The sequence below is a fragment of the Enterobacter cloacae complex sp. P42RS genome (assembly GCF_014930595.1).
GTDB classification, from domain to species: domain Bacteria; phylum Pseudomonadota; class Gammaproteobacteria; order Enterobacterales; family Enterobacteriaceae; genus Enterobacter; species Enterobacter bugandensis.
In genome coordinates, this window is sequence record NZ_JADBRK010000013.1 from 95,178 (window position 1) to 112,480 (window position 17,303).

17 protein-coding genes and 1 pseudogene are annotated in these 17,303 nt (G+C 56.7%); 8 read left to right on the plus strand and 10 right to left on the minus strand.

What is annotated here, in order from left to right; all coding sequences use genetic code 11:
* Positions 1–103 precede the first annotated feature (103 nt).
* On the plus strand, positions 104–643 hold the full coding sequence (locus IM314_RS15810; protein WP_045630278.1) for an isochorismatase family protein: 540 nt from the start codon (positions 104–106) through the stop codon (positions 641–643).
* A complete protein-coding gene (locus IM314_RS15815) occupies positions 643–1,563 on the plus strand; it encodes a GlxA family transcriptional regulator (RefSeq protein ID WP_045260023.1) in 921 nt (306 codons plus the stop codon). Before IM314_RS15810 ends, IM314_RS15815 begins: the two co-directional genes overlap by 1 nt.
* Here the strand turns inward: IM314_RS15815 and IM314_RS15820 are convergent.
* Complete coding sequence (locus IM314_RS15820; protein WP_060572019.1) at positions 1,556–2,551, minus strand: acyltransferase; 996 nt, start codon at positions 2,549–2,551, stop codon at positions 1,556–1,558. The genes IM314_RS15815 and IM314_RS15820 overlap by 8 nt on opposite strands.
* A 182-nt stretch (positions 2,552–2,733) precedes the next feature.
* On the opposite strand from IM314_RS15820, the gene IM314_RS15825 reads away from it, so the two are divergent.
* From IM314_RS15825 to glyS, 3 genes are all read left to right on the plus strand, one after another.
* Positions 2,734–3,039: a YsaB family lipoprotein gene (locus IM314_RS15825; protein ID WP_060572020.1), complete on the plus strand. Its 306-nt coding sequence runs from the start codon at positions 2,734–2,736 to the stop codon at positions 3,037–3,039.
* 160 nt (positions 3,040–3,199) lie between these two features.
* Positions 3,200–4,111 carry a glycine--tRNA ligase subunit alpha gene (gene glyQ, locus IM314_RS15830; protein WP_003860141.1) on the plus strand — a complete coding sequence of 304 codons (912 nt, stop codon included), beginning with the start codon at positions 3,200–3,202 and terminating at the stop codon, positions 4,109–4,111.
* Positions 4,112–4,120: 9 nt separating this feature from the next.
* Positions 4,121–6,190, plus strand: a complete 2,070-nt coding sequence (gene glyS / locus IM314_RS15835; protein ID WP_028015075.1) for a glycine--tRNA ligase subunit beta — start codon at positions 4,121–4,123, stop codon at positions 6,188–6,190.
* A gap of 93 nt (positions 6,191–6,283) precedes the next feature.
* Here glyS and IM314_RS15840 read toward each other — a convergent pair whose 3' ends face one another.
* Both IM314_RS15840 and IM314_RS22075 read right to left on the minus strand, forming a co-directional pair.
* A complete protein-coding gene (locus tag IM314_RS15840; protein WP_286088285.1) occupies positions 6,284–6,694 on the minus strand; it encodes a hypothetical protein in 411 nt (136 codons plus the stop codon).
* Positions 6,622–6,804, minus strand: a pseudogene (locus tag IM314_RS22075) (hypothetical protein); the annotation flags it as partial. The gene IM314_RS15840 and the pseudogene IM314_RS22075, both read right to left, overlap by 73 nt.
* Positions 6,805–7,642: 838 nt before the next feature.
* Here IM314_RS22075 and IM314_RS15850 point away from each other — a divergent pair.
* A complete protein-coding gene (locus IM314_RS15850) occupies positions 7,643–9,262 on the plus strand; it encodes an ABC-F family ATP-binding cassette domain-containing protein (RefSeq protein WP_193359162.1) in 1,620 nt (539 codons plus the stop codon).
* Positions 9,263–9,300: 38 nt separating this feature from the next.
* On the opposite strand, the gene IM314_RS15855 is transcribed toward IM314_RS15850, so the two are convergent.
* A complete protein-coding gene (locus IM314_RS15855) occupies positions 9,301–9,588 on the minus strand; it encodes an HTH-type transcriptional regulator (RefSeq protein ID WP_028015078.1) in 288 nt (95 codons plus the stop codon).
* A gap of 331 nt (positions 9,589–9,919) precedes the next feature.
* On the opposite strand from IM314_RS15855, the gene IM314_RS15860 reads away from it, so the two are divergent.
* Positions 9,920–10,630, plus strand: a complete 711-nt coding sequence (locus IM314_RS15860) for a DUF3053 domain-containing protein (protein WP_041911609.1) — start codon at positions 9,920–9,922, stop codon at positions 10,628–10,630.
* A 246-nt stretch (positions 10,631–10,876) separates the two neighbouring features.
* Positions 10,877–11,089, plus strand: a complete 213-nt coding sequence (gene cspA / locus IM314_RS15865; protein ID WP_003860775.1) for an RNA chaperone/antiterminator CspA — start codon at positions 10,877–10,879, stop codon at positions 11,087–11,089.
* A gap of 58 nt (positions 11,090–11,147) precedes the next feature.
* Here the strand turns inward: cspA and ghrB are convergent, their stop codons facing one another.
* From ghrB to IM314_RS15895, 6 genes are all read right to left on the minus strand, one after another.
* Positions 11,148–12,122 (minus strand): glyoxylate/hydroxypyruvate reductase GhrB, encoded by a 975-nt coding sequence (gene ghrB / locus IM314_RS15870; RefSeq protein WP_193359161.1) that lies wholly within the window; start codon positions 12,120–12,122, stop codon positions 11,148–11,150.
* A 26-nt stretch (positions 12,123–12,148) separates the two neighbouring features.
* Entirely contained in the window at positions 12,149–13,429 is a 1,281-nt protein-coding gene (locus IM314_RS15875; protein WP_028015081.1) for an MFS transporter, read from the minus strand.
* 117 nt (positions 13,430–13,546) lie between these two features.
* Positions 13,547–14,485 (minus strand): sugar kinase, encoded by a 939-nt coding sequence (locus IM314_RS15880; RefSeq protein WP_028015082.1) that lies wholly within the window; start codon positions 14,483–14,485, stop codon positions 13,547–13,549.
* A gap of 3 nt (positions 14,486–14,488) precedes the next feature.
* Positions 14,489–15,238, minus strand: a complete 750-nt coding sequence (locus IM314_RS15885) for a sugar phosphate isomerase/epimerase (protein ID WP_193359160.1) — start codon at positions 15,236–15,238, stop codon at positions 14,489–14,491.
* A gap of 104 nt (positions 15,239–15,342) precedes the next feature.
* Positions 15,343–16,359 (minus strand): LacI family DNA-binding transcriptional regulator, encoded by a 1,017-nt coding sequence (locus IM314_RS15890; RefSeq protein ID WP_028015084.1) that lies wholly within the window; start codon positions 16,357–16,359, stop codon positions 15,343–15,345.
* A gap of 179 nt (positions 16,360–16,538) precedes the next feature.
* Complete coding sequence (locus tag IM314_RS15895) at positions 16,539–17,201, minus strand: OmpA family lipoprotein (RefSeq protein ID WP_041911604.1); 663 nt, start codon at positions 17,199–17,201, stop codon at positions 16,539–16,541.
* Positions 17,202–17,303 lie beyond the last annotated feature (102 nt).

Here is a 17,303-nt window from a genome sequence, read left to right on the forward strand (position 1 = left end):
ACTCGCTTGTCCGACAGAGGCACGAGGATGTCCTTTTTTGGTCTGTGCGTGCCTCTCTTTCCTTGCCAGTATGGTGACACACCCACTGGCGAGGAGATTTATCATGTCACGCATTGCACTCATCAATATTGATACTCAGCAGTCCTTCCATCATCGCCCTTACTGGCAGGAGGGCGACATTCCTGCCTTTCAGCAGGCGATGCTGGGGCTGATTGAAGGCTGCCAGGCGCGCGGTATTCCTGTCGTTGATATTTTTCATGTGGATGAAGATGGCCCCTTCACGCTGCAAAGCGGCTATGTCAAACCGATGGCCTTTTTGCGTCATCAGCCGGATGTGGTTTTCCAGAAACACGTCCATAATGCCTTCACGGATACCGGGCTTGACCGCTGGCTGCGCGAGCGTGATATCAACCAGCTGATCATCTGCGGCATTCGCACGGAACAATGCTGTGAAACCACCGCTCGGGTAGCATCCGATCTGGGTTATGCTGTGACGTTTGTGAGCGAGGCAACGCTGACGTTTCCCATGACGTACAGGGGCATTACCCTGAGCGCAGCGGAAATTCGCCACCGTACCGAGACGGTACTGGCCGGGCGTTTTGCCGACATTAAAACGGTAGCGGAGACGCTGGAGTCACTGTAATGCGCATCGACGTCTGGTTCGTGATGTTACCCGGGGTACTGGCACTGGATATGTCAGGCCCGGCGGAGACCTTTGTGCTGGCTGGCGACGCGTTTCGTCTGCATTACATTGGGCCGCAACCGGACGTGCCGACGTCGATAGGCCTGACGATGGGCGGCATCCAGCCGTTGCCGGAAAGTCTGCCTCCGGGGAGTCTGCTGGTCCTGCCGGGGGTGAGTGACTCCCGCGTTCAGTTCTCAACGCCGCAGGCGCAGCAGATCCAGCACTGGCTAATGCGCCTGCAGCCGGTCATTCAGCGCCGGGATATCACGGTGATGTGCGTCTGTTCTGGTGCGCTGCTGGCGGCGAAATCGGGCCTGCTGAATAACAAACAGTGCACAACCCACCATGACGTTATCAGTCGTTTACGCACTGTGGCTCCCACGGCGACGATTAAAGAAAACCGCATCTTTGTACAGGACGAGAATATCTGGACCAGCGCGGGGATCACGTCGGGCATCGATCTGGCGCTGCATATGATTAACCGCCTGTGCGGTCCCGAAAAGGCGCTGGCCGTGGCGCGCGAGATGGTGGTCTGGTTCCGCCGTTCCGGTGACGATCCCCAGCTTTCACCGTGGCTGCGCTACCGCAACCATCTTCATCCGGCGATCCATCGGGCGCAGGATGCGCTCACCGCCGAGCCGCAAAAAACGTGGAGCTTGCCTGATATCGCCGCACTGGCGCACGTCAGCCCGCGCCATCTCACCCGGCTTTTCCAGACGCATTTAGGGATTAGCGTCCGCGATTATCTGGAGCAGCTGCGTCTGGCGGTGGCGGAGCAGTGGTTGATGCAGGGGCGCGGCGTGGAACAGGCCTCGCTGGCGGCAGGCTTCTCCTCCCCGCGCCAGTACCACCGCGCCCGGCAGCGCAGCGTTAGCTGACGAAGCGGCGCGTGTCGATTTTTTGCAGCAGCATCGACAGCAGCAGGCTGATAACCAGCGTAGCGGCAAAAATCCAGACGATATCCAGCACCGGCCAGCTTTTGAGCTCAACGCCCCTTGTTCGCAGGGCGTGGATCACCAGCGCGTGAAAACCGTAAATTCCCAGCGAGTGCCGCGAGATAAAGCCCAGCACGGGAAGGGGACGCGCGTTCAGGGTGTTTTTAACGAGCGTGAGCAGCGATACGGCACAGATAAAGACCATCGGCCCGCAATACAGATACCAGGTATCGGCAAAATTGCCGCGCCACTGAAGCTCATGTAGCGTCCCGCGTGAAATCACCGCCACGCCGGCGATAAACAGCGCTCCGCAGAGCCAGTTCAGACCGCGCTTTTGCGTATCCATCATCCCGATGGCGCGCCCCAGCATGCCGTAAAGCACGTAGTAGAAGGTGTCGCCGTTGATATAGAGATTTACCGGCAACCATTCGAAACCGTCGATTTTCTGCGAAACCGTGTTCGGGTTGGCGACGATGCCAATCACCACCATCAGGGCCAGAAGCATTTTCCCGCTGACGTTTTTCACCTGAATGAGCGGAGAGACCAGATAGATAACGATGATGGCGAAGAAGAACCACAGGTGGTAGAAAACCGGTTTTTGCAGCAAAAATTTGAGGGATAACCCGGCGTTAATGGAGGTAAACAGGGTGATATAGAGCAGGGCAACGGCGCTGTAGAACCCCAGACAGGCCGCGATGCGGATGAAGTGCCTCGGCTGCGCGCTACGCTCGCCAAAAAAGAGAAAGCCGGAAATCATAAAAAACAGCGGCACGCTGACGCGCGACGCGGAGTTGAGGATATTGGCAATATCCCAGTTAACGGGGCTGATGCTGTGGGCATTCGTGACATACCAGGTCGTCGTGTGGATCATGACCACCATCAGACACGCTATTCCGCGCAGGTTATCAATCCAGTTAATTTTTGACGGCATCAGTTCCTCTTATTCCCTGTAAAGTGAGTGGGACTCCCATTGTCCAAAAGTCTTCGTTTGGAAAATTCTGAGTTTTATGCACAGGCTTGCCGGGAGACCGCGAGATTCGCAGAATGGCAGACCTTAATCTATAAAAGTGTTGATACTAAAAATAACAGCCGCTGACCAGGACGGTAATAAAAATGATGATGAAGCGTGTGGCATCACTCTTTCTGCTATTCATGCTGGCAGGATGCAGTACGTCACAGGAAGTCCCCGTGCAAAAAGCGCAGCAGGGAAAAATAAGCCCGGAGCGTTCGCTGAATATGGAAGCGCTCTGTAAAGAGCGGGCCGCTCGGCGCTATAACTCGGACGTTCAGAAAATTAACGTCATCGGATTCGAGCGCTTTCAGGGCAGCTATGAGCTTAGAGGGTATACTGCGCGTAAAGAGGGCTTTGTCTGCTCGTTTGATGCGGACGGTCAGTTTTTACATCTCTCCATGCGCTAGCCTGCTCGCATAATCAACAACCAGACGCCGTCAGCGTTCTGGCCGGAAGGCTTATTTCCCAATTTTCCCTAAACAACCCCGTTTCGTACTGTATATCTTGCAGCCAGCGGGTATACTGGTCCCTTCCATTTAAAACCACACGTATCCAGCACGAAATACTATGCAAAAGTTTGATACCAAGACCTTCCAGGGCCTGATCCTGACCTTACAGGATTACTGGGCTCGTCAGGGCTGTACCATTGTTCAACCTTTGGACATGGAAGTCGGCGCCGGCACTTCACACCCGATGACCAGCCTGCGCGCGTTGGGCCCAGAGCCAATGGCGACCGCGTATGTGCAGCCTTCCCGTCGTCCGACCGATGGTCGTTACGGTGAAAACCCGAACCGTCTGCAGCATTACTATCAGTTCCAGGTGGTGATTAAGCCATCACCCGACAACATTCAGGAACTGTATCTCGGGTCGCTGAAAGAGCTGGGTATGGATCCAACCATCCACGACATCCGTTTCGTGGAAGACAACTGGGAAAACCCAACGCTGGGTGCCTGGGGTCTCGGTTGGGAAGTGTGGCTGAACGGCATGGAAGTGACCCAGTTCACCTACTTCCAGCAGGTCGGTGGTCTGGAATGTAAGCCGATCACCGGTGAAATCACCTACGGTCTGGAACGTCTGGCCATGTACATTCAGGGCGTAGACAGCGTTTACGACCTGGTCTGGAGCGACGGCCCGCTGGGTAAAACCACCTACGGCGACGTGTTCCATCAGAACGAAGTGGAGCAATCCACCTATAACTTCGAATACGCGGACGTGGACTTCCTGTTCACCTGCTTCGAGCAGTACGAGAAAGAGGCTCAGCAGCTGCTGGCGCTGGAAACTCCGCTGCCGCTGCCTGCTTACGAGCGTATTCTGAAGGCCGCCCACAGCTTCAACCTGCTGGACGCCCGCAAAGCGATCTCCGTAACTGAACGTCAGCGCTACATTCTGCGTATTCGTACCCTGACCAAAGCCGTTGCAGAAGCTTACTACGCGTCCCGTGAAGCCCTTGGCTTCCCGATGTGCAACCGAAACAAATAAGAGGCGGCCATGTCTGAGAAAACTTTCCTGGTGGAAATCGGCACCGAAGAGCTGCCACCAAAAGCCCTGCGCAGCCTGGCTGAATCTTTTGCTGCGAACGTGACCGCCGAGCTGGATAACGCTGGCCTGGCGCACGGTAAAATTGAGTGGTTTGCCGCGCCGCGTCGTCTGGCGCTGAAAGTGGCAAATCTGGCGGCGTCTCAGCCGGATCGTGAAGTTGAAAAACGTGGCCCGGCGATTGCCCAGGCGTTTGACGCGGAAGGCAAGCCAAGCAAGGCTGCCGAAGGCTGGGCGCGCGGCTGCGGCATCACCGTTGATCAGGCCGAGCGTCTGACCACGGATAAAGGCGAATGGCTGCTGTATCGTGCCCACGTGAAAGGCGAAAGCGCGGAAGCGCTGCTGCCAAACATGATCGCCACTTCTCTGGCGAAGCTGCCGATTCCTAAGCTGATGCGCTGGGGCGCGTCTGACGTACACTTCGTGCGTCCGGTACACACCGTGACCCTGCTGCTGGGCGACACCGTTATTCCGGCGACCATTCTGGGCGTGGCGTCCGATCGCGTGATCCGCGGCCACCGCTTTATGGGCGAGCCAGAGTTCACCATCGACAATGCCGACCAGTATCCGCAGATCCTGCTGGAACGCGGTAAAGTGATTGCCGACTACGAACAGCGTAAAGCCAAAATTAAAGCGGACGCGGAAGAAGCGGCGCGTAAGATTGGCGGTAATGCCGACCTGAGCGACAGCCTGCTGGAAGAGGTCACTTCTCTGGTGGAATGGCCGGTTGTGCTGACCGCAAAATTCGAAGAGAAATTCCTGGCCGTTCCGGCAGAAGCGCTGGTTTATACCATGAAGGGTGACCAGAAGTACTTCCCGGTTTACGCCAACGACGGCAAGCTGCTGCCAAACTTCATCTTCGTGGCGAACATCGAATCGAAAGATCCGAGCCAGATTATCTCCGGTAACGAGAAAGTGGTGCGCCCGCGTCTGGCGGATGCCGAGTTCTTCTTCAATACCGACCGTAAAAAGCGTCTGGAAGATAACCTGCCGCGCCTGCAGACCGTGCTGTTCCAGCAGCAGCTGGGTACGCTGCGCGACAAAACCGACCGTATCGCGGAGCTGTCCGGCTGGATCGCCCGTGAAATCGGTGCCGACGTTAACCACGCGACCCGCGCGGGCCTGCTCTCCAAATGCGACCTGATGACCAACATGGTGTTCGAATTCACCGACACCCAGGGCGTAATGGGCATGCACTACGCGCGTCACGATGGCGAAGCGGAAGACGTGGCCGTAGCTCTGAACGAGCAGTATCAGCCGCGCTTTGCGGGCGACGATCTGCCGTCCAACCCGGTTGCCTGCGCTGTAGCGATTGCCGATAAGATGGACACCCTGGCGGGTATCTTCGGCATCGGCCAGCATCCGAAAGGCGATAAAGACCCGTTTGCGCTGCGTCGTGCCGCGCTGGGCGTGCTGCGCATCATCGTTGAGAAGAACCTGAACCTTGATCTGCAGACCCTGACCGAAGAAGCGGTGCGTCTGTACGGCGACAAGCTGACCAACGCGAACGTTGTGGATGACGTGATCGACTTTATGCTCGGCCGTTTCCGCGCGTGGTATCAGGACGAAGGTTACACCGTCGACACCATTCAGGCGGTGCTGGCGCGTCGTCCAACCCGTCCTGCTGATTTCGATGCGCGTATGAAGGCGGTTTCCCACTTCCGTACGCTGGAAGCGGCATCTGCCCTGGCGGCGGCCAACAAGCGTGTATCCAACATCCTCGCGAAATCCGACGAGACGCTGAACGAGCGCGTAAACGCCGCGACGCTGAAAGAGCCGGAAGAGATCGCTCTGGCGATGCAGGTTGTGGTGCTGCGCGACAAGCTCGAGCCGTACTTCGCGGAAGGTCGTTACCAGGAAGCGCTGGTTGAGCTGGCGGAGCTGCGTGACGTGATCGACGCCTTCTTCGAGAAAGTGATGGTGAACGTAGAAGATAAAGAACTGCGTATTAACCGTCTCTCCATGCTCGAAAAACTGCGCGAGCTGTTCCTGCGCGTGGCGGATATTTCGCTGTTGCAGTAATGTGCCCGTTGTAACAAATGCTAAAAACCCGCTTCGGCGGGTTTTTTTATGGGTCTTTTGTAGACCGGATAAGCGCAGCGCCATCCGGCAGGTTTAGCCGATCGCGATTGTGCCTTCGTCTGTCTGCAGCCAGCGCGGTGCCTTCAGCGTATCAGCAAAGTAGCTGACCAGCTCGCACAGCAAATCTTCCATCACGATTTCAGATTGTCGCGACAGTGAGCCGTTCATCAGCATCTGCGTAAGCTCCTGACAGTAGCGCCCCAGCTGATCGCATTCGGGTTCGAAAGCCGGAACGCGTGACGGGAGTTCCTTCACGGTCAGGCTGGCTTTTAAAGCGTCCGGAACAGGTTCCAGAAGCGTGGGTTGCAGAAGATTCAGACAGGCATAAAGTCTGCCGTAAAGCGCCATTTTTGGGGCGGGTTCTTCGCAATCTACCAGTGCGTCGGTAAAACGTTCGCAGTTATCCGCCAGTTCGGTGAAGTCGGTGGCGTGGTTGAAGGGCAGGGTGAATAAAGAATGAGCTTGGGTTGGGGTAGTAGCCATATTGGCAGCCTCCGATAAGTGATAAAGCTTCCACCACCAGAAATGCTAACTTCGCTGGTGGTGGACTGAACAGAGTTAGCATTACCGGCCTTATCGGATACCGGCGCATCTTTCGATGCCCCTGCTCAGCCCACCATTGAGATGTAGCAAAGCATGCTGCACATAATGTGCCGCCGATAAGATAAGCCAGGATGCTAAACCCGGCACCTGATTTTGCAGGTGCAAAGAGAACTTACTGCTCATCAAAACAGGCGGCAATAGATTTGAGCTATGCCACTGAGGATATTACCATTTCTGGAAAGAGACTCGCAAAATTACCGCAATGAAAAGCATACTGCGGGCAGAGGTCTTACAGCGACGCTATGGTCCGGCTGTAAATCGCTGAGGCGTTTGCCTTCCGGCCGGGGCGAGGCGCATGGATGCGCCGAGAGGGCGGGCTTTACAGGGATGTTACCTCCGCCCGTCCCCGATAAGCCGGAAGGAATAAGCCGAAGGTACCGCGTAGCGGCGATTTACCGCCGGGAGCCCGGGTAGCCAGGGTGGTGGCGACTGAGCCACCCTGGCACGTTCACGGGTATTGTCGTTACAGAGTAGCAAGGAACATAAAGTGAACGGAATGACCACCAGAGTCGTATGCTTCCCCTCACCCCAGCCCTCTCCCTCAAGGGAGAGGGGGCCGTCTGTGCAAGCAATATTTGGTGGGGATCCCTCAGCCCAAAGGGAGAGGGAGTACAAATCGTCCAAAATTTAACCTTGAAATGGTCAACCCATTACCGCTATCCTTATCTCCGTTAAATTTCTCGCTCTGGAGCGCCCCCCAAAAATGAACAAACACGACTGATGAATTTCGATCCTTGCTAAACGCCACCGCGTGGGCAGGGGATGTTTTGATTTCATTCAGGAGTGCTTATGGCTCATTTTGCGCAGTCCCCTTCTTTTATTTTGCATCAGGTCACCTGTCAGTTTGCGACGGGCGATACCCTTTTTGGTCCGCTGAGTTTTTCTCTGGAGCCGTCTCTGTGCGCTCTGGTTGGCCGTAACGGCAGCGGGAAAACGCGTCTGCTGCGTCTGCTGGCGGGGCTTGATGAGCCTGCAAGCGGGCATATTGAACGTACCGGAACACATGTCTATGTGGCTCAGCAGCAGGACATTTTGCCGCACACGACGCTGGCTGAGCTGCTCGGGTACGAGGCCATCTTCGCGGCGCGAGCGCGTATCGACAGCGGCGATTACCAGCCTGACGATCTGGAAATGCTTGATGGATTCTGGGATTTAGCTGAACGTCTTGGCGAGGCGTTTGCCAGGGCGAAACTTCCGCCGTTTGATCCAGATAAGCCAGCCGGTGAGCTCAGCGGCGGCGAGCGTATTCGCGCGCTGCTGTGCGGGGCATTTACGGCTGAAGCGGATTTCCTGCTGCTGGACGAACCGACTAACCATCTGGATCGACAAGGACGGGCGTGGTTCTACGACCAGCTTGCCCGTTATCAGGGCGGCGTGCTCGTCGCCTCCCATGACCGTGAACTGCTGGCGCAGGTGCCGCGTATTCTTGAGCTAAGCAGCGGTGGGCTGCGCAGCTACGGTGGGAATTATGCGGATTATCAAACCCAGCGCGATGCCGAACAGCAGGCGGCCCGCGCGGCGCTGGAACATGCGGCCACGGAGCGCAAACGCACCCGCGCACGTATGCAAAAAGAGCATGACGACAGCCAGCGGCGCTCGGCGAAAACATTACGCACCGTCGATACCCTGAATATCGCGTCGTTTGAACGCGTCAAATACAAAGGCGCGGCAAAGGAACGTATCGGCGCCTGGAAAAAACAGCACAGCGAGCAAAATGAAGCCCTGAATGCCGCGGTAAACAAGGCGCGTGAGCGGGTTGAAGAAGATAACCCGGTGATGTTTACCCTGCCGGGGAGTCAGATCCCGGAAGGTAAACAGGTGCTGGTGCTGGAAGATCTGGTGCTTCCGCATGTGCCTGTTCCTCCGCTTAGCTGGCGGATGGACGGGCCAATGCGCGTGGCGCTAAAAGGTCCGAACGGCTGCGGGAAATCGACGCTGTTGAAAGCCATCCTCGGCGACATTAGTCCACGCTCAGGAACCTGCAAGGTGTCGGTCAGCTGTGCTTATCTCGATCAGCATCTTTCCCGGCTCGATCTGTCGCAGTCGGTCATGATGCACCTCAACCTGGGCAATACGCCCCTGGAAGAGGGTATGTTACGCACCCGTTTAGCCCAGCTTCAGCTGGGGGCCGACAAAGTCTCGCTCCCGCTGGCGGAACTGAGCGGCGGTGAGCGTCTGAAGGCTGCGCTGGCCTGCGTGCTTTGGCGCGGGGAGGCCACGCAGCTCCTGTTGCTGGATGAACCGACCAACCATCTGGATCTGGCTTCAGTGCAGGCTATTGAAGCGGCGCTGGCTGGTTTCCCCGGCGCGCTGCTGGTGGTGTCACACGATGATGCGTTTTTAAAAGGGTTAACGCTGACGCACGAGATGGTGTGCGAAGAGACGGGCTGGCGTTTCGAGAGCCTATAAACACAAGCCCCCGCAGAGGCGGGGGCGTTCAAACTTTACTACGCTATCTGTTTGCTGAGTGCAGGGTTGGCCTGAATCAGGCGCATCAGCTTTAACTCGGTTGGGGTGGGTTTCTCTCGTTTTGACTCCCACTCCAGCACCATAGCTACGCTGACACCCATCGCTCTGGCGAATTCTTCAGTTTTCAGTCCTGTCCCTTTGCGCAATTGCTCATATTCTGTAAAGGGGTTGGATTTTTGTTGCAGGGTAATGGCCTGCGGTACATCTTTAAAAACGATCTGTTCCAGACTGCTCAGCAGCTCAAACTCAGGATCTTTATATTCCATTGAGAACTCCTCTTAAATCTCACATCGTGATCAAGAACATCAGAGAGCCAATTAAGAATAGTCCCTAATACAAACCAAGGATCGTCACGGCTGTGATTAATCGTGCGGTAACGATCGCTTTACGCGATTCAGCTATCTGGATAATTATGCTAATTCCCTGATTAACCATATGTCGGCTTCGCCAGGTATTTTTTTGTAAATAGTAAGAAATAAATCGGCAATAGTCGTTTTACATGAAAAGAGTATCTTGCAAGGCTGACCTGGACTATCCTTGTCAGCGTCGGGCACGCGTGTGCCGGTGTGCGCTTTTTTGGGTGAAAGGAGTAATAAAATGGCGACAGGAAAGTCCTGCTCTCGCTGGTTTGCGCCTATTGCGGCGTTGTTGATGGTTGTTAGCCTGAGTGGGTGTTTTGATAAAGAAGGCGATCAGCGCAAAGCGTTTATCGATTTTCTGCAGAATACAGTGATGCGCAGCGGCGAGCGGTTGCCGACGCTGACTGCGGATCAGAAAAAACAGTTTGGCCCATTTGTGTCCGATTACGCCATTCTTTATGGGTATTCACAGCAGGTGAGCCAGGCGATGGACTCCGGTATCCGCCCGGTAGTGGATAGCGTGAACGCCATCCGTGTTCCCCAGGATTATATGACTCAGCGCGAGCCGCTGCGCCAGTCCAACGGTGCGCTCGGCGTGCTGAGCCAGCAGCTGCAAAATGCGAAAATGCAGGCTGACGCGTCACGTTCTGCGCTGAAGCAGGGCGAGGATCTCAAACCGGTCTTCGATAAAGTGTATGAGAAAGTAGTGACGAAACCGTCTGAAGCGATACAACCGCTGATTCCGGCCGCGCAGGTCTTCACTCAGCAGCTGGTTCAGGTCGGGGATTTCATCTCGCAGCAGGGGACACAGGTGAGCTTTGTTGCCAACGGCATTCAGTTCCCAACCTCGCAGCAGGCAAGTCAGTACAATACGCTGATTGGGCCGCTGGCCGCCCAGCACCAGGCCTTTAGCCAGGCGTGGAGCGCAGCAGTCGCTGCCACAGAATAAACCGAAAAACCCCGCCTCAGTCGGGGTTTTTTTCGGCATTCAGAAAATAACGCTTGTCATTCCTCTACCACATCGGTATAACTGTTCTCGTCGGTTTGTTACACAGACCTAAAGCAGTTTAGTAAAGCAGTCCAGATTGTTATCCATAGATACCCTTCGTAGTGACCCTTCCTTCATCGCTTAAAAATCTGTAACGCAATCCATCAAGCCGGAAGGCACAATATATTTGTTAATAAGGTAATTTCTATGTCTGCTAAAATGACTGGTCTGGTTAAATGGTTCAACGCTGATAAAGGTTTCGGCTTCATCACTCCTGACGATGGCTCTAAAGACGTGTTCGTACACTTCTCTGCTATCCAGAACGATGGCTACAAATCTCTGGACGAAGGTCAGAAAGTTTCCTTCACCATCGAAAGCGGCGCTAAAGGCCCAGCAGCTGGTAACGTTGTAAGCCTGTAAGCTTCCAACCCAGTAGCACAAAATTCAAAAACCCGCCTTCTGGCGGGTTTTTTCGTTTCTACTGTTGGATCTGCAGGTTAACGCAGTTCCTGTCTACTTTTCCAGCAAGCGCGGCTATCAGGTTATCTACTGCCGTCGCCGCCATATTGTAGCGCGTCTCGTGGGTAGCAGAGCCGATGTGTGGCAGGGCGACGACGTTTGGCATGCTCAGCAGCGGGGAATCCACCGGAAGCGGCTCCTGCTCAAACACGTCCAGACCCGCGGCGTGGATCTCGCCGCTTTGCAGCGCTTCAATCAGCGCCTGCTCATCCACCACCGGGCCGCGACCCGCGTTGATGAAGATGGCGGACTTCTTCATTTTTTCAAACGCGGATTTGCCAATCAGATGGCGCGTTTCATCCGTCAGCGGCAGGATCAGGCAAACAAAATCGGCTTCCTGCAGCAGCGTATCCAGCTCGCAGTAACGCGCGTTGAAGCGTTCTTCTGCTTCACTGTGATGACGGCGCGCGTTATACAGAATCGGCATGTTGAAGCCGAAATGCGCGCGCTGCGCCAGCGCCAGCCCGATACGCCCCATACCCACGATGCCCAGCGTTTTGCCATGCACATCCACGCCGAACCAGTCCGGCCCAATGCTTTTAGTCCATTCGCCGGCTTTCACACGCTCGGCCACTTCCACCACGCGACGGGCCGTGCTGAGCACCAGCGCCATCAGCGTATCTGCCACGGTTTCCGTCAGGGCATGCGGCGTGTGCATCAGCAGGATTTTACGGGCGTTCAGGGCATCCACGTCGAAATTGTCATAACCCACGGAAACGGTTGAGGTAGCACGAAGCTTCGGCATTTTCTCCAGCAGGGCGACATCCACTTTTTCGCTTGAACCCAGCAGGCCTTCGGCGCTGGCGAACGCATCGGCGTGCTGCGCCACGGTCTCCGGGCTCAGGTTCTTCACCTGCGTAACGGTGAAGTGTTCTTCCAGGCGTTTCTGCAGATCTTCCGGCAGAGCTTTATACAAAATGACGGACGGCTTCATGCTAATCTCCGTTGATTTTTAAGGATTCAGGCGTGGCGTGCGCCGACGAGGTGCTGTTGATTATTAGCAGGCTTAACAATCAAAGTAAGCCACACGGAGGCGAAAAGCGCTACCCCCATAAAGATGTACGACGCGGATGGGCTGCCGGTCACACCGTTCAGATAGCCGACGAACCAGGATCCGCAGAACGACCCCAGCGCGCCCATACTGTTAATCAATGCCATTGCACCGCCCGCGACGTTACGCGGCAGCATTTCCGGGATGATGGCAAAAAACGGACCGTACGGGGCGTACATGGCGGCACCGGCAATCACCAGCAGGGTATAAGAGGCCCAGAAGTGATTCGCGCCCACCGCCCACGAGCCGATGAAGGCGAAAGCGGCAATCAGCAGCAGCGGCCAGACAAACAGCTTGCGGTTTTGCAGCTTGTCCGACGCCCAGGAGACAACGATCATCGCGATGGTCGCCGCGAGATACGGTACGGAAGAGAGCCAGCCCACTTCCACCATGCCAAGGTTCTCGCCGCCGCTGCGGATAATCGACGGCAGCCACAGCACAAACCCGTACACGCCGATACTCCAGGTAAAGTACTGCGCGCAGAGCAGGATAACGTTGCGGGAGCGGAACGCTTCGCCGTAGTTGCGTACCGCCTTCAGCCCCTGCTGCTCTTTATCCAGCTGCGCCTGCAGCGCGGCTTTTTCATCTTCGGAAAGCCACTTCGCCTGGGCAGGCTTATCTTTTACCAGCACCCACCAGCAGAATGCCCAGATAATTGCGGGTACCCCTTCGATGATAAACATCTCGCGCCAGCCGAAGGACTGGATCAGGTAGCCGGAGACGACCGACATCCACAGTACGGTGACCGGGTTACCGAGGATCAGGAAGGTATTCGCGCGTGAACGTTCAGATTTGGTAAACCAGTTGCTTATGTAAATCAGCATCGCCGGCATGACCGCTGCCTCAACGACGCCGAGGATAAAGCGAATGGCCGCCAGAGCAGGAATATTATTCACCACGCCGGTCAGTGACGCGCAGGCGCCCCACAGGATCAGACAGATGAAGATCAGCTTACGCACGCTGCGGCGTTCCGCGTAAATCGCGCCGGGGATCTGGAAGAAGAAGTAGCCCAGGAAGAAAAGGGCACCCAGCAGGGATGAAATACCTTTGGTGATGCCGAGGTCTTCGGTGATCCCCGCTGCGGATGCGAAACTGAAGTTGGCACGATCGAGGTACGCCAGGCTGTACGTGATAAACACGATTGGCATGATGTACCACCAGCGTTTTACTGCATTGGTCGAACTGTTCATAGGCTTGCCTCTGTTGTTGAGGTTGTTACCGCCGTTGTCTGTAGGGTACGCGGTGGCTTAATTATTTGGTGTGGCATGCTGCCCTCACCCTGGCCCTCTCCCACAGGGAGAGGGAATTTAAACGCCGAGCTCTGCTCGCGTTGGCAATCCTTCGCTGTCGCCCTGCACCTGAATCGCCAGCGAGCCAATCTTATTGCCCCGCGCGACGGCCTGCTGCAGCGGTTTGCCTTCCAGCAGGGCGCTAATGACGCCTACGGCAAAGCCATCGCCCGCGCCGACGGTGTCGACAACGTTCTCAACCTTCACCGCCGCGACCGCGCCCTGTTCGCCGTCGGCCGTTTTGAACCATGCACCATCGGCACCGGTCTTCAGCACCACCGCTTTTACCCCTTGATTCAAATAGAAATCAGCAATGCCTTCCGGCGTATTTTCACCCGTCAGAATCATCCCCTCTTTCAGGCCCGGCAGAACCCAGTCCGCCTGGAACGCCAGGCGGTTCAGCTTCTCGACCATTTCCGCTTCGCTTTTCCACAGCACCGGGCGCAAATTCGGATCGAAAGAGATCGTTTTGCCCAGCGACTTCATGGTCGTTGCCGCATGGTCCAGCAGTTCATAGGAACTGTCAGAGAGCGCCGCCGCCACGCCGCTCAGGTGCAGATGGCGCGCGGAGGCAAAATAGCCGGCGTGGTAATCTTCCGTTGAGAGATGGCTTGCCGCCGAACCTTTGCGGAAATACTCCACAATGGGATCGGTTCCATTTTCGACCTTCGATTTAAGCTGAAAGCCGGTAGGAAAGCGTCCGTCCAGGGTGACGCCTGCGGCATCAATATTCTCTTTTTTCAGCGAGTCGAGAACGAAATGGCCAAAGCTGTCATCCCCCACGCGGCTGACCCAGCCGACGTTCAGACCGAGACGCGCCAGGCCGGTCGCGACGTTCAGCTCTGCGCCCGCTACGCGTTTGATAAAGTGCTCTACCGCGCTCAGTTCGCCCGTTTCGGTCGCGACAAACATCGCCATAGCCTCGCCGATCGTGATGGCATCCAGCGTTTTGTGCATGATTTACTCCTCGCGCAGCAGGTTGACGTAATGACGGGTAACGGCGGTTAAATCCGCCCCTTCCAGCGGGAACTCAATACCGCGCGGAGCATCTGCAGGCAGCTGGCCGAGCAGATCCAGCCAGCGCGCGTCTGCGCGGTCCGGCGCCACGGCGCGGAAGTTATCTTTATGCGGAACGGCGGCTTTAACGTGGATATAGCTCACCGCAGGGGCCAGGTGACGTGCGGCCTCTTCGGGGGAGTCGCCGACCCACAGCCAGTTGCCCATGTCGAAGGTCAGCGTGACGGGCAACGCCATTTCCCGACAGGAGGCCTGGAAGCGCCGCATGAGCGCGAGCTGCCCGCAGTCGGTCTGATCGTTCTCCACAACAAGCGCCATACCGCTGGCATTCAGCAGGGCGCGCAGGGCGTCGAGAGGCTGTGTGTCGCTGAAATGGCCCAGGGAAACCTTCAGCCACAGGGCGTTAAGGGTGTTGGCCTCAGAGAGATAGCGGGGCAGGTCCGGGTTAAGGGTGCCGTCGGCCATAAACAGGGCGGCGGGTGCGGAGTAGCACGCCAGCAGACCCATTAGCTCGATGGATTCGCTCAGTGCAGGCAGCGCCAGCAGCTCTTCGCTGTTAAACAGTTCGCGGCGGATCTCCACGCCGTCTGCCCCTGCGGCTGCAATAACGGGGAGCATCGCCCGCTGACCGCCTGCCTGTCGCACCTGTTCCGCGCCATACGCGGCGATGACCACCATGATTTTCCTGCCCATCTTCGGACTCCATCGCAACATATCAATACTATTACGCTAGATGGAACCGGTTCCAAAGAAAAGATCAGGATGTCGAATTTATGATCGCTATCACAAGGGGGGAATTAACGGGCGGTGGAGCCGCGAACGATCAGCTCGCCGGAGAAGACCTGCTCGCGTACGGCATCGCGGGTGCCTTCAATACGACGAATCACTTGTTCTACAGCGGCATAGCCAATCTGCCAGGTGGGTTGTTTAAGGGTCGTAATACCTACGCCAGCCAGCTCCGCCCACTCCAGCTCATCAAAGCCCAGCAGACCGATATCGCTGCCCCAGTGCAGGCCAATGCGCTTGAGCGAGCGGGCGACCTGAAGCGTCAGCGCCCCGTTGGCGGAAATAACGGCTTTGCGCATCCCGCGATGGCGGGTATGGAACTGGCGCAGGGTATTGTCGATCTGGTCGGCTTCGTGAAGCGGCGTTTCGGCATTTTCGGCGATCGCACCGGGATAACGCGCAAGCGTGGCGCGAAATGCCGCCAGGCGGTCGCGTCGGGTATTTACCATGCCCAGCGGTTCGCTCAGAAAAAGAATCGCTTCGAAGCCCTGTTCGATCAGGTGCTCGGTCGCGGTTGTGGCTGCCTGGGTGTTATCCAGCCCGACGACATCGCAGGCGAATTCCGGGATTTTACGGTCGATGAGGACCATTGGCAGGGAGGACTGCTGCAGGCGGTTCAGGCCCTCTTCACGCATGCCTACTGCGTTAACCACTATCCCTTCCACCTGGTAGCTGCGCAGCAGATCGAGGTAGTGCAGCTCCTGGTCGACTTCGTTGTTGGTATTACAGACCAGCGGCGTGAAGCCCTTCTCGCGGCAGGCGGCCTCGATACCGCTGAGGACGTTGACGGAGTAGGGGTTGGTGATATCGGCGATAATAAGGCCGATCAAGCGGGTGCGACCGCGTTTGAGCCCGCGCGCCATCAGGCTGGGACGATAGTCGAGATCGGCAATGGCCTGTTCAATACGCGCCAGCAATGCGTCGGACAGCAGGTGTTTCTCGCCGTTAAGGTAGCGCGAAATGCTGGTTTTACCGGTTTTGGCGGCTTTCGCCACGTCGCTGATGGTGGCCCGGGCTGGTTTGCTCATCGCAGATTTCCCTGAATTTAGTGTGAATACCTTAGCGGGAAAATCTGGCGAATCAAGCATTTTGCCGGGTGGCGGTGCGCTTACCGGAGGTTGCGGTCTGATGCCCTCACCCCAACCCTCTCCCACGGGAGAGGGCGCAGACACTAAAAACGGCAACGGGGTTGCCGTTTTGCTTTTACCTACTGCACAGGACTCAACGTAATCTCTACGCGACGGTTTTGCGCTTTACCTTCCGCCGTGCTGTTGCTGGCGATAGGATTGGCAGGGCCCATGCCGCTGGTGCGGATGCGGTTTGCTTCAACGCCCTGGGTTATCAGGGAGCTGGCCACGGAATCGGCACGCTGCTGAGACAGACGCATGTTCAGATCCTGGCTGCCGGTGCTGTCGGTGTAGCCAATCACGTTCACGGCGGTCTTGTTGTACTCTTTCAGCACCATCGCCACGCCGGTCAGGGTGTTCGCGCCCGCAGGTTTCAGCGTGGCGCTGCTGCTGTCAAAGGTCACGTTGTTCGGCATGTTCAGGATGATGTTATCGCCGCTGCGGGTGACGCTCACGCCGGTTCCCTTCATTTTGTCGCGCAGTTTCGCTTCCTGCACGTCCATGTAATAACCGACGCCGCCGCCCAGCGCCGCGCCTGCCGCTGCGCCAATCAGCGCACCTTTGCCGCGGTCTTTCTTGGAGGAGGAGAGCGCCCCAACGCCTGCGCCGACCAGCGAGCCGATACCTGCGCCGATGCCGGATTTACCCGCTTCGCGCTCACCGGTGTAAGGGTTGGTTGTGCAGCCAGAAACAGCCAGTGCACCGCTCACCAGAGCGGCAATAACGAGTACGCGTTTTTTCATCTTCTTTCCTTAATCCTTTTTATTCTTTGCCACGGCGAGCGTGGCAGTTGATTATGACGTCCAGATACGGAGAAAATTCCGGGTATAACTCTGAAATTTGTG

Excerpts from the sequence above, each read along its gene's own strand:
- glyS (WP_028015075.1), top strand. The coding sequence starts at position 4,121 with ATGTCTGAGAAAACTTTCCTGGTGGAAATCGGCACCGAAGAGCTGCCA.
- IM314_RS15855 (WP_028015078.1), bottom strand. The coding sequence starts at position 9,588 with ATGGAATATAAAGATCCTGAGTTTGAGCTGCTGAGCAGTCTGGAACAG.
- IM314_RS15875 (WP_028015081.1), bottom strand. The coding sequence starts at position 13,429 with ATGAACAGTTCGACCAATGCAGTAAAACGCTGGTGGTACATCATGCCA.
- IM314_RS15890 (WP_028015084.1), bottom strand. The coding sequence starts at position 16,359 with ATGAGCAAACCAGCCCGGGCCACCATCAGCGACGTGGCGAAAGCCGCC.
- IM314_RS15815 (WP_045260023.1), top strand. The coding sequence starts at position 643 with ATGCGCATCGACGTCTGGTTCGTGATGTTACCCGGGGTACTGGCACTG.
- IM314_RS15895 (WP_041911604.1), bottom strand. The coding sequence starts at position 17,201 with ATGAAAAAACGCGTACTCGTTATTGCCGCTCTGGTGAGCGGTGCACTG.
- IM314_RS15825 (WP_060572020.1), top strand. The coding sequence starts at position 2,734 with ATGATGATGAAGCGTGTGGCATCACTCTTTCTGCTATTCATGCTGGCA.
- cspA (WP_003860775.1), top strand. The coding sequence starts at position 10,877 with ATGTCTGCTAAAATGACTGGTCTGGTTAAATGGTTCAACGCTGATAAA.
- IM314_RS15810 (WP_045630278.1), top strand. The coding sequence starts at position 104 with ATGTCACGCATTGCACTCATCAATATTGATACTCAGCAGTCCTTCCAT.
- IM314_RS15885 (WP_193359160.1), bottom strand. The coding sequence starts at position 15,238 with ATGGGCAGGAAAATCATGGTGGTCATCGCCGCGTATGGCGCGGAACAG.
- ghrB (WP_193359161.1), bottom strand. The coding sequence starts at position 12,122 with ATGAAGCCGTCCGTCATTTTGTATAAAGCTCTGCCGGAAGATCTGCAG.
- glyQ (WP_003860141.1), top strand. The coding sequence starts at position 3,200 with ATGCAAAAGTTTGATACCAAGACCTTCCAGGGCCTGATCCTGACCTTA.
- IM314_RS15880 (WP_028015082.1), bottom strand. The coding sequence starts at position 14,485 with ATGCACAAAACGCTGGATGCCATCACGATCGGCGAGGCTATGGCGATG.
- IM314_RS15820 (WP_060572019.1), bottom strand. The coding sequence starts at position 2,551 with ATGCCGTCAAAAATTAACTGGATTGATAACCTGCGCGGAATAGCGTGT.
- IM314_RS15850 (WP_193359162.1), top strand. The coding sequence starts at position 7,643 with ATGGCTCATTTTGCGCAGTCCCCTTCTTTTATTTTGCATCAGGTCACC.
- IM314_RS15860 (WP_041911609.1), top strand. The coding sequence starts at position 9,920 with ATGGCGACAGGAAAGTCCTGCTCTCGCTGGTTTGCGCCTATTGCGGCG.